The 13,200-nt window shown below is 64.3% G+C and carries 10 protein-coding genes; 6 read left to right on the top strand and 4 right to left on the bottom strand.

Going from position 1 to position 13,200, the window contains the following annotated elements:
- The 4 genes from gatB (at position 1) to F7P65_RS12905 (ending at position 4,160) form a co-directional block, all read left to right on the top strand.
- Positions 1-1,503 carry an Asp-tRNA(Asn)/Glu-tRNA(Gln) amidotransferase subunit GatB gene (gene gatB / locus F7P65_RS12890; protein ID WP_150292308.1) on the top strand — a complete coding sequence of 501 codons (1,503 nt, stop codon included), beginning with the start codon at positions 1-3 and terminating at the stop codon, positions 1,501-1,503.
- A 129-nt stretch (positions 1,504-1,632) separates the two neighbouring features.
- Positions 1,633-2,376, top strand: a complete 744-nt coding sequence (locus tag F7P65_RS12895; protein ID WP_150292310.1) for a hypothetical protein — start codon at positions 1,633-1,635, stop codon at positions 2,374-2,376.
- Positions 2,373-3,530, top strand: a complete 1,158-nt coding sequence (locus F7P65_RS12900) for a M48 family metallopeptidase (RefSeq protein ID WP_150292312.1) — start codon at positions 2,373-2,375, stop codon at positions 3,528-3,530. The genes F7P65_RS12895 and F7P65_RS12900 overlap by 4 nt, the downstream gene beginning before the upstream one ends.
- A gap of 9 nt (positions 3,531-3,539) precedes the next feature.
- Positions 3,540-4,160: a hypothetical protein gene (locus F7P65_RS12905; protein WP_240334284.1), complete on the top strand. Its 621-nt coding sequence runs from the start codon at positions 3,540-3,542 to the stop codon at positions 4,158-4,160.
- A 153-nt stretch (positions 4,161-4,313) separates the two neighbouring features.
- Here F7P65_RS12905 and F7P65_RS12910 read toward each other — a convergent pair whose 3' ends face one another.
- The 4 genes from F7P65_RS12910 to F7P65_RS12925 all read right to left on the bottom strand — a co-directional run bounded on the left by F7P65_RS12910 (position 4,314) and on the right by F7P65_RS12925 (position 11,526).
- Complete coding sequence (locus F7P65_RS12910; protein ID WP_150292314.1) at positions 4,314-7,514, bottom strand: autotransporter outer membrane beta-barrel domain-containing protein; 3,201 nt, start codon at positions 7,512-7,514, stop codon at positions 4,314-4,316.
- A gap of 101 nt (positions 7,515-7,615) precedes the next feature.
- The gene (locus F7P65_RS12915) at positions 7,616-10,045 is read right to left on the bottom strand and encodes a TonB-dependent receptor (RefSeq protein ID WP_150292316.1); all 2,430 of its coding nucleotides are present in this window, start codon (positions 10,043-10,045) and stop codon (positions 7,616-7,618) included.
- Complete coding sequence (locus F7P65_RS12920) at positions 10,029-10,958, bottom strand: FecR family protein (protein WP_150292423.1); 930 nt, start codon at positions 10,956-10,958, stop codon at positions 10,029-10,031. The genes F7P65_RS12915 and F7P65_RS12920 overlap by 17 nt, the downstream gene beginning before the upstream one ends.
- A gap of 55 nt (positions 10,959-11,013) precedes the next feature.
- Positions 11,014-11,526, bottom strand: a complete 513-nt coding sequence (locus F7P65_RS12925) for an RNA polymerase sigma factor (protein WP_150292318.1) — start codon at positions 11,524-11,526, stop codon at positions 11,014-11,016.
- A gap of 143 nt (positions 11,527-11,669) precedes the next feature.
- Between F7P65_RS12925 and F7P65_RS12930 the strand changes: the two genes are divergently transcribed.
- Positions 11,670-12,881 (top strand): serine hydrolase domain-containing protein, encoded by a 1,212-nt coding sequence (locus tag F7P65_RS12930; protein ID WP_150292425.1) that lies wholly within the window; start codon positions 11,670-11,672, stop codon positions 12,879-12,881.
- Between the two features lie 114 nt (positions 12,882-12,995).
- The gene (locus F7P65_RS22375) at positions 12,996-13,178 is read left to right on the top strand and encodes a TetR family transcriptional regulator (RefSeq protein ID WP_275897559.1); all 183 of its coding nucleotides are present in this window, start codon (positions 12,996-12,998) and stop codon (positions 13,176-13,178) included.
- The last annotated feature ends 22 nt before the right edge of the window (positions 13,179-13,200 follow it).

Genomic DNA, 13,200 nt, shown 5'->3' on the forward strand with positions numbered 1-13,200 from the left:
ATGACTGAATCAACCTATCGCATTCAGGGTGCAACCGGCGAGTGGGAGGTCGTGATCGGCCTGGAAGTCCATGCGCAGGTGACGAGCCAGGCGAAGCTCTTTTCCGGCGCGGCCACGGCTTTCGGCGCGGAGCCGAACACGCAGGTGTCGCTGGTCGACGCGGCCATGCCTGGCATGCTGCCCGTGCCGAACCGCGAATGCATCCGTCAGGCCGTACGCACCGGCATGGCGATCGATGCGCAGATCAACAAATGGTCGCGCTTCGACCGCAAGAATTATTTCTACGCCGATCTGCCGCAGGGTTATCAGATCAGCCAGCTCTACCACCCGATCGTGGGCGAGGGGCAGATCGAGATCACGCTGGACGAAAAGAACCCGGACAGCAGCACCAAGACGATCGGCATCGAGCGTATCCATGTCGAGCAGGATGCGGGCAAGCTGATGCACGACCAGCATCCGACGCGCTCCTATGTCGACCTCAACCGTTCCGGCGTGGCGCTGATGGAGATCGTGTCGAAGCCCGACATGCGCTCGCCCGCCGAGGCTGGGGCCTATCTGTCGAAGCTGCGGACGATCCTGCGCTATGTCGGCTCGTGCGACGGCAATATGGATCAGGGTTCGATGCGCGCCGACGTCAACGTGTCGGTCCGCCGGCCCGGTGAGGAGTTCGGCACGCGCACGGAAACGAAGAATGTGAACTCGGTCCGTTTCGTCATGGCGGTGGTCGAGCATGAGGCCAGCCGTCAGGTCGACGTGCTGGAGGCCGGCGGCAAGGTGGTGCAGGAAACCCGCCTCTACGACCCCGACAGGAACGAAACGCGCTCCATGCGGTCGAAGGAAGACGCGCATGACTATCGCTATTTCCCGGACCCGGACCTGTTGCCGCTGGAACTGGACGACGCATTTCTGGAGGAATGCCGCCAGTCGCTCCCGGAACTACCCGACGCCAAGCGCCAGCGTTATGAGCAGGCGCTGGGCCTGAGCGCCTATAACGCCGCGACGCTGACCGCTGATGCTGACACGGCTCGCTGGTTCGAGGCGCTGTTGGCCGAAGGCGCACGCATCCAGAAGAAGAGCGAGGGCGAAGTCGCCAAGGCTTCGGCCAACTGGCTGCTGTCGGAGCTTTACGGCGCGCTCAATCGCCTTGGCAAGTCGCTGGAAGACAGCCCGGTCGGCCCTGAAGAGGGCGCGGAACTGCTGGCCCTCGTCGCGGACGGCACGATCAGCGGCACCATCGCGAAGCAGGTGTTCGAGATCATGCTCGAAACCGGAGACCGCGCACCCAAGATCGTCGAGGAAAAGGGCCTGAAGCAGACCAGCGACACCGGCGCCATCGAGGCGGCGGTGGCCAAGGTCCTGGCGGATAATGGCGACAAGGTCGAGCAGTATAAGGCGGGCAAGGACGCGCTGTTCGGTTTCTTCGTCGGCCAGACGATGAAGGCGATGCAAGGCAAAGCCAATCCGCAGGTCGTCAATGAACTGATCAAGAAGGCGCTGGCCTGATTGGTCCATTTTGGCGCGATGTCTGCCCGGCAGGCATCGCGTCCTCTGTACGGCGCTCTTTTTCCTCGTTAAATCCCTGAATGCAGCCAAAATGAGTCGGGGGGACTCGGCTGCGTACAGGGGGGAATCATGCGTTTCGCGTTCGGCTTTGCCGTCTTGTGCCTGTTGATGGGCACTTTGTCGCCCATGGCGATGGCGCAGGAAAAATCCGCAGTCCGGCAAGGCTTCGTTCTCGACAGCAATTCCACCAGGATATTGCTGTTCCGGCCCAAGGTGACGGTCGGCAGCCAGTCGACCGCCGGCATGTTCGAACCCAATGCTGACTGGACGCAGCAGGCCCGCGACAATCTGGACATGGCGCTCGCCGAAGCGCAGCAGAATCTGGGCAATGAGATTGTCGGTTCGGGCGATCTTTTCGGACAACAGGCCGACACCCTCGCCGAATATCAGTCATTGTTCGGCATCGTCGCCCAGTCGGTGATCGAATTTCAGTTCTTCCCCGGCAACCGCCTGCCGACCAAAAAGCGCAAGGGGGCAGCATTCGACTGGACGCTCGGCCCGGATGTGTCTGCGCTCGCCGCCCGGTCCGGCGCGCGCTACGGCCTTTTCATCTTCACCGAGGATCAGTTCGGTTCGACAGGGCGCAAGATGCTTCAGGTCTTCGCGGCCATGGGCGGCGTCAGCGTCCAGTCGGGCCAGCATAAAGGCTTTGCCGGGCTGGTCGACCTGCACAACGGCGATCTGTTGTGGCTGAATGCCGATTTGCAGATGGGCGGTGACGTGCGGACCATGGACGGTGCCCGCCGCCGTGTCGCCCAGTTGCTGGAGGATTTCCCCGGCAGCACCGCCAATTTTGCTGCCCCAGCCCAGTGAAGCGCCTGCTGCTGCGGGTCGTCCCGCTTCTGGCGCTGGCATTGCCGGTTCAGGCGGCGGTGGCCGCTCCCGCCGGGCTGCCGCCTTATGCGTCAGCCTATCAGCCGCAGGGGACCGATGAACGCGGCCTCTGGATGCTGGCCGATGAGGATGAGCGGACCTTGAGGGACTCGAAATTCCTCCTCAACGATCCCGTGTTGCAGGCCTATGTCGGCGGGGTCCTGTGCCGGGCAGTGGGTGACGACCGGTGCCGGGGCGTACGCATCTATCTGGTGGGGGTCGCATCCTTCAACGCCAATATGGCGCCCAACGGTACGATGCAGGTGTGGAGCGGCCTGTTGCTGCGGGTGCGGAGCGAGGCGGAACTGGCGGCCGTGCTGGGCCATGAGTTTGCGCATTTCGAACTGCGCCACAGCCTTGCGGGTTTTCGCCAGCGGCGGACGGCGACCGATATAGCCGTCTGGGCGGCCTTTCTGGGGCAATATGCCCCGGCGATCCAGCAGGGCGCGATCGGATCGATCTTTCAATTCAGCCGCGAGCAGGAAAAGCAGGCCGATCTGCTGTCGTTGAAATATGCGATGCAGTCGCCCTATTCGGCGCAGGCCGCCTCTCATATCTGGCGGCGGCTGATGGAGGAGGCGGATGCCACCGCCCTGGGCCGCAAGCAGCGCAGCCAGCGCTATGACCGGGTGGCCTTCTTCTCGACCCACCCGACCAATTTGGAGCGGGCGTCCTATCTTTCCACCCTGTCCGCCGATGTCGCGGTAAAGCCGGAGGAAGAGGAACGCTATGCGTCGGCGCTGGGCCGGTGGCTGCCAGAATTTCTGTCCGATCAGCTCAAGCTCAACGATTTCGGCGGGACCGAATATCTGCTCTCTTCCCTGGCGGGGGAGCATTGGACCGCGCCGCTGCTCTTTGCCCGTGCGGAACTTTATCGCCAGCGCGGCAATCCCCGCGATCTGGTGGCTGCTGCCGATTTCTACAGATCGGCCATCGGCGCCGATCCCGATCTGGCGGAAGCATGGCGCGGCCTCGGCCTGTGCCTGATGCGCAACCGTGAGCAGGGGGCAGGCGCGGAGGCGCTGCAAAACTACATCCGGCTGCGTCCGCAGGCAGCCGATATTTCCATGCTGCATGCAATGATCGGCGAATAGGATATTCCCATGGCGAAACGAATTTTTTCCATAGCAGGTGCGATGAGCGCACTATTGTCGGCGCAGCCGCTGATGGCGGGCAATGCCCTGATGTCGGCGGGAACGCCGGTCGCTGTCGCCCGGTCGACGTTGACGGTCACGCCGGAGCAGGAATGGAACCGATTGTCGGCACGCCCCGGCCGCAATTCCGAAACCTGGACGCTGGATGGCGACGATCTCAACGGCGTCAATTTCTACAGCATTGAAAGCGGGCGCGCGCTGTTCCGCGAGGTTAGCAAGAAGACCAAGCCGCTGCCGCATTTTTCCTCGACCATGTTGCTGACCGACATTCCCGCGCTGCTGGAGAACAGCTATCGCATTGCGCTCGGCACCACGCTTTTCACCATGGGCGAGATCGAGCCGATGCCGTTTCTCGGCACCAAGGGCGTGCGCTTTTCCTACAGTTTCCGCAAGCAGATGGAGGATGTGTCGCGCAACGGCGAGGCCGTGGGCGCAATCGTGGACGGCAGGCTCTATCTGATGAGCTTCGACGCGCCCGCCATTCTCTATTTCGACCGGGATATCGCCGCTTTCCGGCAAATGGCGACCACCGCCCGTCTGGAAAGCGCCGTCGCGGTTGCGCGCCGCTGATCGTCAAGGTCGCGATGAAAAGGGGCGCTGCCCGGGGAGGCGGCGCCCCTTCCTTATGCCATGAACCCGTGGGGATGGGTTATGTCATGGCAGACTGGCGGGCCAAGGGAGGGTCTGTGGGGTAAGGCCCGCCAATTCTTTCCTGACAGGACGTCACAGGATGAAGTTAACCGTCGCCCGCAAAGAGAGGGCGACGTGATTTTGTTGCTGCTCGGCGCCGAATTCGCCGCCCACGCGGAAGCTTTCCGTGCCGCCGATCAGGCGCGCGCGTCCGGTCCAGCCACTGGTGCGCTTGTCCGCGATCAGGGTGAAGTCCTCCCCGCCGGTGAAATGCGCTATCGTATCGCCTAGTGAGCCGCCGATGATCTGGCGTCGGCCACCTTCCAGTTCGACCCGCATCCAGCCGTCCTCGCGCTGGAGGCTGCCGAAATCATAGCCGACCGTCACATTGCCGCTGGCGGTCAGTTCATCGCTGGTGCGGCCGTCCACGATCAGGTTGAACGCATCGCCGCCGCCGGTTTCGCTATAGCCGTTTTCCTTCAGCCGATAATAATCGATGCTCGCCGCCGGGCGCAGGGTGAAGCGGTTGAAGCGCAACTCATAGGATCCTCCCGCAATCGCCGAATAGAGCTTGCCGGTCCAGTCGCCCTTGGCCGTGCGGACGACATCGCCGCTCGCGAAATGGCGGCTGCCGCTGAAGTCGATCTGCGCCGCCGACAGGCGGGCATAGGTCTGAAACGGACCCCAATCGCCGCGCCAGTGCGCCGCCAGTTCGAACTGGTCGGAATCCACGGCATTGTCGGTGTCGCCGCTGGAATCGCTGCCGTGAATATAGGCGAACGATCCGCCAAAGGCGCCCAAGCCGGTCAGATATTCGACGCCAAAGCTCGCGCCCCAGCCGTTGATGTCGTAGGAGGCGGTGTCCCCCACGCTCTTGGAACTGCCAAAGGCGACCTGCTGCAACCAGAAGCCCAGATTGCCGTCGGGCGTGCGATAGATGCCGCCGGGGTCTGACAGGATGCGGGCGGTGGCGCGCGATCCCGCCGTCACCGCTTCGAAGGCGCCGCCTGCATGGTCGGGCAGCATCTGTTGCAGATCGGCCTTCAGCGTGTCGCCATCGGTGATGGCGAGATAGGCTTTTGCCATCGCGCTGTCCTTGTCGAGCGCGTTGAAGATCGCATCATAGGCGCGCGCCCGCGATCCGGTGAGGCCCAGTTCGGAAACCGTCTTGGCCTTGATGGACAAGGTGACTTCGCCGGTCGAAGCGTCGCTCGCCACCGATCCGGTGAACATATAGGGGATCAGCGTGGTGCTGGAAAGGACGGGCGCGCCGCTCAACGATCCGGCGCGGACGATGACATAATCGCCTTCGGACCCGGCGACATTGGTCAGCGATGCCTTGACCTGCGATCCGCTGGCGAAGGTCGCGGCGCCGGCGACGTCATAGAGCGTGTTGGTGCCGTTCGCCGCGTCGACGGTGACGCCGATCACGGACGAACCGCCCATGGTCAGCGAGGCCAGTGCGACCGTGCCGGTGTTGGTCGCGTTGAGCGTGCCGCCGTTCACGACCACCGCGGTGTTTGCCGTATTGCTGATCGCGCCGATCAGCGCGGCGGTATCGGACAGAGTGAGCGTGCTCGTGCCGCCGCCGAAATCGACCCCGCCCGCAATTTGCGAGGCGCCCGCCAGGCTGAGGCTGGAGCCGTTGCCGCCAAGGATGACGTCGCCGGTCAGGGCGGAGGAACCCGAGAGCGTCAGGCTGTTGCTGCCCGTACCCAGATTGACATTGCCGGTGATGGTGCCCGCGGAGACGGTGACGATATTATTGCCCGATCCCAGGCGGATGTCGCCGGCGATCCTGGGCGCGGAGGCGGTGGAGGAAGCCAGGGCCTGCGTCAGCGTCACGCCGCTGCTGTTGGCGCTCATGTCGATGGCGATGTTGGCGCCGTCCTTGCCGCCGGCCGCCGCAATGGTGCCCGTGTTGCTGAGGCTCGACACGGTGCCGGAGGAATCGAGAATGGCGATCGCGGTCCCGTTCATGGTGCTCGCTGCGGTGGCGGATATCGTGCCGCTGTTGACGATGCTGCTGCTCGTCGCGCCCGCGTCGATCACCAGCGCGCGGGCGGATGTCCCCGCCACGCTGGATCCCGTAGCGCCGACGCTGCCGCTGATCTGGATGCTGTCGGCCGTGACGCCGCTGCCCAGATGCAGGGCGGTGGCATTGCTATCATAGGATACCGCGCCGACCGTTCCCGTGACCGACACGCCCTTGGTCAGCGATACATTGCCTCCCAGTCCGCCGATGGCCAGCCCGTTGGCATCCACGCCATTATAAATGCCATAGCCGGCGAGGGTTCCCTTGACGATCAGGCCGTATCCGCTGGTTTCCGACGTGACGGCGCCGACGCTGATATTGTTGGTCGCCGATCCGATCTGCACAGCGGCCGCCGATCCGTAGCTGAGGATCGTGGAGGTGACGGCGGCGGTCGTGGTCGTGTTGCCGCTGCTGTCGGTGCTGGTCGTCGCCGGCACATAGTCGAAGACGATGCCCCCCGCGACATTGCCGGCAATGATCACGGCCGATCCGCCCTGCTGCAGATTGGCCGCGCTCAGCGTGCTGGTGTCGGTCGGCCGCGTGGTGGTGCGGTAACCGGTGCTGGTGGTCGAGCCCAGAAACTGGACCGTGCCCCCGACATCGCCCAGCAGCGCGGTGCCGATGCTGCCCGCGCCGGTTACGGATGTGGTGCCGGTCAGCTTCACATCGCCGGTGACGCCATGAGCCAATATGCCATAGCCATTGTCCCCGAGCAGGCTGATGGTGCCGCTGGACGAAAGATTGCCGGTCAGCGGCGCGTCGATGCGGATGCCCGCCGACTGGTTGCCTTTGATCGTGACGGTGCCGCTGTTGACGAGGTCGCCTGTATGGGCGGCGCCGGATGCGATCCATATGCCGTTGCGGTTCGCCCCTTGAGCGAAGGCGCCGTCGAGGATGCCGTCGCTATTGGTGTCGGTCGCGGTGTAGCTTTCATCGACGGTGATGGTGCCGCTGTTGGTGATGGCGCCGGTCGTCCCGGCTTGGGCAAGGATGCCGGTTGCGCCATTGGAGTCCGTGATCGTCAACGCGCCGGCATTGCTGACGACATTGTTGCTGTCCTGGGTGATTGCGGCGCCGCTGGTAAGCGTGATCGATCCGGCGGAGCTGACCGTGACGTCATCGGCGCCGCCGCTGGCGGCGGTGGAGGTCCTGACGGCCGTGGTGGTGGAAGAACCGATGGTGGTTTCCGCCGCCGCATTGCCCATGATCAGGGCGACCAGAACGGGGGCGATGGCCGTGCAGGCCAATAGATTGCGCATGATGTCTCCTCTGCGTGCCGCGCCTTTTTTGATGAGCGCGCATGAGCGGGAGACGGCGCTGAACTGTGCGTTCCGTCAGATAAAAATAATGCGATGCAGGTTCAGAAGGCGAAATCCATCCCCAGCCGCACGGTGCGGGGGCGCAGCGGCGTCACATAATCGCCGCGCAGGTCGAAGGGCGTGCCCAGCGAGAAGCGGTTGCCGGTGCTGCCGAGCAGATTGGAGAGGGAAAGTGACCATTGCACCGCCCCTCGCGTCAGACCGGCGCTGAGCGCGGTGTCGACATAATTGCCCTGTTCCCGGCCCAATATCGGCCCGACGCCCAGGCGCGACTTGCCGACATAGCGGGCCGAACCGTTGATGTGGAATTGCATGGCGTCGCCCAACGGAGCGCGATAGTCGAAGCTGGCGCGTCCACCCCAATTGGCGACATTGGGCAGGGCCAGCGTCTGGCCTTCGTAGGAAAGCATCTGCACGAACCGGGCAGGGCGGCTGAGGCGGCTGTCATTATAGATGAAGCTGCCGTCGAACGTCAGCCGGGGCGCGGGATGGACGACGATGCGGCCCTCCACCGTGTAGATGCGTCCGTCCCCGATATTGGCCGTGGTGGGGATGCCGATGCGGTCGGTGACGTCGGCCTGGATGTTCTTCCACCGGGTATAGGCGACATTGCCCGTCAGCGCGACCGGATCGACGCCGGGCACGCCCTTGCGGAAGCCGATTTCCGCCGTCGATGTGCGGTCGTTGCGGAAGCGCTGAATATGCTGGTCGTCCACGGCAAGCCCGCCCGGACGGAAGCCCTGCTGGAAGCGCGCATAGAGCGTCATGCCCGGCAAGGCGTCGGTCAGCAGCGAGAAGGAGGGAAGGAAGATCGTTTCGTTCCTGTTCGCCTGCGCCTCGGCCCGGGCGATGGCGGCGGTGGACAGGAAGGCGATGGGATCGAGCGCTTCGCCGGTGAGGCGGCTGTTGGTCAGCCGTCCGCCCACCGTGGCGATCAGGCCGCTGACGGGTTCAAAGGATGCCTCGCCAAACAGCGTCGCTTCCCGAATGCGGTTGCGGACGCCGGTCGAGGTCGCGGGCATCCCCCGGCCATAGACGGGAACGCCGGGAATGATCTGTTGCTGAATGGGCGGCGTGCCGTAGGAGGTCAGCGACCGTTCGATATTCGACGTGCTTTCCAGATAGGATGCGCCCAATATCCAGCCCAGGCCATTGTCCAGATCGCGCACGATGCGGTTTTCGGTGGAGAAGATGTCGACCTTGTTCCGCTGCCGGAACAAGGCTGGCGGGCCGCCGGGCTGGGTCGCGTCATAGCTTTCCCACAAGATGTTGCGCACATAGCCGGTCGAGGACACGAAGCGCAGATCGTCCCATTGCCGTTCCACCCTGAGATTGGCGAGCGCATAGTCGGAGGAATAGGGCTGCGCGACGGCGGAGGCGCGTTCCAGATCGCCGATCTTCTTCGCTGCATATTGGGCGTCGTCGGCCTTGATCCGCTGATAGACGCCGGTGAGGTCGATCGTCCAATCCTCGTCCGGCGCGAACCGCAGCGCCGCGCGGCCGCCGACGGTGCGGGTGCGGTTGACGTCATCCTTGTGGCGCATGACATCGTCGATATAGCCGCCATCCTGCACGCCATAGCCGACGACGCGCAGCGCGATCTTCTCCGCAACGATCGGCAGGTTGATCGTCGCGGCAAGGTCGCCGCCCGGATCGCCATGCTGCGTGGCGCTCACCCCGGCGGAAATCTGGCCGCCCGCCTGACCCAGATTGGGCGCGTTGGGGATCATGCGCACGATGCCGCCCAGCGAACCCGCGCCGTAGAGCGTGCCCTGCGGTCCTTCCAGCACCTCCACGCCCTGCATGTCGTAGAGCTTCAGGTCGGGATCGGGCGCGGCATAGTTCAGGCGCATATCGCCCAGATATTGGCCGGTCGTCGCCTGGGTCGGCCCGGCGACGCCGCTATCCGCAATGGCGCGGATGAACAGCTTGTTGCGTCCCGCGCCCGCATGGGTGGAACTGAGGCTTGCCACGCGGAAGATCAGGCTGGCGGTGCCGCCCGCCGCTTCGCTTGCGCTGAACGCATTATTGCCCACCACATCGACCATCCCGGCATAGCGGGGGAGGGGCGTGTCGCGCTTCGAGGCGGTGACGATGATCTCCGCCGGTTCCTGTTCGGCTGCCGGCGCAGGAGTGGCAACGGCCCTGCGGGACTGCGCCCGCACCACCCGTTCGCGCACGATCCGGTAGGTGTTGTCGTCGATCCTGCGGATGCTGGCGCCGCTGCCCCTGAGCAGCCGCTTGAGCGCGGCTTCCACCGACATGCGGCCCTGAATGGCGGGGGTCGCGATCCCGGCGAGCGACTGGTCCGACATGCCGATGCTGGCACCGGTCTGACGCCCAAGCGCTATCGCTGCCTCGCCCAGCCGTCCGGGGGCGATGCTGATCTCCTGTCTTTCCGCCGCTTGCACGGGCGAAGCGGCCGTTATGGCGAGGGCGGTGACGAAAAGGACGTCAGCGTGACGGGCCATCCCCCTCCTTCAACAACCATCCATCCTTTTGCCTGACGGCGCTAAGCCCCATCAGCGGCGCGGCCTGGCCAAAGAAACGCGCCGGATCGCGGTCCAGACGGATCGTGCCGGTAAAGTGCATGGCGCCCGCGCCGGGGGTGGCGGTCAGTTGCACCCCCAGAGAACGGGCGATGTCGGCGCTGATCTGCGTCACCGGGGCATTGGCATAGGTCAGCCGCCCCTGACGCCAGCTCGCGACCGCATCGGGGGCGATATCCATGACGCGCAGCCCGCTTTCATCCTCGCTGAGCGCACGGCCAGCGGGCAGGGCGATGGCCTCCGCACCGGGATTATAGATCACCTTGCCTTCCGATACGCCGATGCGCGTGGCATTGCCGCTATGGACGATGTTGAAAACGGTGCCTGCGTCCTCGAACACGGCGTCGCCCACGGTCACGCGAAAGGGATGGGCGGCGTCATGCCGGACCGTGAAGGCCGCCTCGCCGCTGTCGAGTGCTGCGAAGCGTGCATCATGGCGGTCGAGGCGCATGGTGGTGCCGCCGTTCATCTCGACCCGGGTGCCATCGTCCAGTGCGACGGTGCGGGTCTCGCCGGGCCGGGTGGCGACGGTGTAGATGTCGGGCCGCTTCATCATGCCGACCGAAACCACCCCGACCAGAGCCGCCGCGACCGCGCCGCTCGCGATCCAGCGCATCGGCCGCCAGCCGCGTGGTCCTGTGTCATTGGCGGGCACAGCGATGGCGACAGGTTTGGCCGGCACGATCCTGGCGAGGTCGGCATCCGCCGCCATCAGCGCGTCATAGGCCGCCGCGTGGCCGAAATCCGCCTCCAGCCATTGCGTGAACGCTTCCCAATCGGCAAATTCAGGATCGCGCGTACGGATGACCCATCCGAGCGCCTCCTCATTCATCATGGCTCCAGCCCTGTTCATTGCATGCCCCTTATAGGGCGAGACGCCGTCGCCGTCCTCATTCCGTATCCATTTTCTGCTTGAGGGCGATCATGGCGCGATACGCCTTTTGCAGGTCCTTCTCCACGGTGGTGAGACTCACCCCCAGTTCCTCCGCGATCAGCCTTTGGCCGACGCCTTCGATACGGAAGCGGCGGAACACCAGCTCGATGCGCGGTCCCAGCGATTGCAACACGGCACGGGCCTCCTCCAGCCTTTCGGTCAGGATCAGCCGTTCGTCTATCGCGATGTCCTCCGACGGATCGGCCATGACACCGCCCGCGCCCTCGGCCCAGTCCTGTTCCCGCCGCTCCCGCCGGGTGGCGGAGCGGTAGCGGTCCAGCATCAGATTGTTGGCCATGCGGTAAAGATAGGGCAGCGGATCGGCGACCGGTCCCAGGTCCTTCTCCTCCAGCTTCATCCACATATCCTGCAACAGATCCTCGGACTCATCGCCCGCGCCACGGGCGCGCAGAAAGCGCAGCAGGGCGGGTCGGTTGTGCAGGAAAATCGCGGAAAGGCCGGTAGCCATGAAGAACGTGCGTCCAATGGGATCAACATTTGCCATAAAGGGCCGGGATGGGCGTTGCAACGGGCAAGCGTCGAGGGAGACATGGCATTTACCTGCGGCGCCGACTGTTCTAGCTGATCCTGGGTGTACCGGCAGGAGGCATGATGCAGGCGACAGGGCAGGTGGACGTAGCGGCAGCGCGGGCAGCGGGCATGGACGCCGCGAAGTTACAGGCGCTGGCGGACCATGTTCACGAAACTTATGTCGCGCCGGGCAAACTGCCCCATATGCAGTTGTTGGTGTCGCGCGAAGAGCGGCCGATCCTGTCGGTCTGCAGCGGCATCGCGCGGGCGACTGGCGCCCCGCTGGGGGAGGATGCGCTATACCGGATCGCGTCGATGACCAAGCCGGTCACCTCGGTCGCCTTCATGATGCTGGTCGAACAAGGACTGGTCGCGCTGGACGATCCGGTGGCGACGGTGCTGCCTGAATTTGGCGATCTGGCGGTCGGCGCGGACGGTCGCGGGCGGATGCGAAGGCCGATGCTGATGATCGACCTGCTGCGGCATACCTCCGGCCTGACTTATGGTCTCCAGCGACAGACCCCGATTGACGCGCGTTATCGGGAATTGGGCCTCGACGAATTTCAGCAGAAGCGCAGTTCGAATGCGTTCATTGCGGCGCTTGCCGAACTGCCGCTCGAATTTTCCCCCGGCGAGCGATGGAATTATTCGGTGTCGACCGATGTGCTGGGCGTGGTCGTGGAACGGTTAAGCGGTATCGATCTGGAGCGTTTTTTCCGGGAGCGTATTTTCGATCCGCTGGGCATGACCGACACCTTCTTCGAACTGCCGGAGGACCGTGTCGAACGCATGACCGACGCCTGGCAGTTGGGGCCGGACGGTGCCCTGTCCCTCTACGAACGGGGATCGCGCAGCGGCTGGCGCAGGCCGTTGCAATTGCGGTCCGGTGGCGGGGGATTGGTGTCTTGTGTGGCGGATTATCATCGCTTTGCCAGGATGCTGCTGCGGGGCGGGGAATTGGACGGCGCGCGGCTTCTGAAACCCGAAACCGTGGCGGCCATGCATGCCAATCACCTGCCGGGGGGCAAGGATCTGGCCAGCCTGTCCTCCTCCATGTTCAGCGAGGCGGATTATGCCGGCATCGGCTTCGGCCTCGGCTTCGCGACCGATCTCCAGACGCGGGAATATTATTGGGGCGGCGTGTTCTCCACCTTCTTCTTCATCGATCCGGTGGAGCGGTTGATCGGCATTTTCATGACCCAGCATTTCCCCTCCAGCACTTATCCAGTGCGGGGCGAATTGCGGCGCGGCATTCGCGACGCAATCGTCGATCATCGCGGACATGCCATCTAAATTTGCTGTTGGCGAGGGGTGGGCCGTGCAATCATCCGCCCGGACTCACGGCAAGGGGCACGCGCGTGAACCTCTTGTTTCAGTCCTGATATTATCGAGCGCCGTCGCCGAATCCTGGAGGAAACGCGCAAGCTCATCGCTGAACAGGGCATCGCTGCGCTCAGCATGAACGAGATCGGTCAGCGTGCGGGCGTAGCCATGATACAGCATAATCTGGAGCGCATGATCCCCGCACGGAGGCACTGCCCACCATCCAGCAACCTGGTTGTGGCGGGCATGATTCGCGCCTACCCGTGAATTTATTTTTGCACATGCGTGA

This window comes from Sphingobium estronivorans, assembly GCF_008692605.1.
In the GTDB taxonomy this organism is placed as follows: domain Bacteria; phylum Pseudomonadota; class Alphaproteobacteria; order Sphingomonadales; family Sphingomonadaceae; genus Sphingobium; species Sphingobium estronivorans.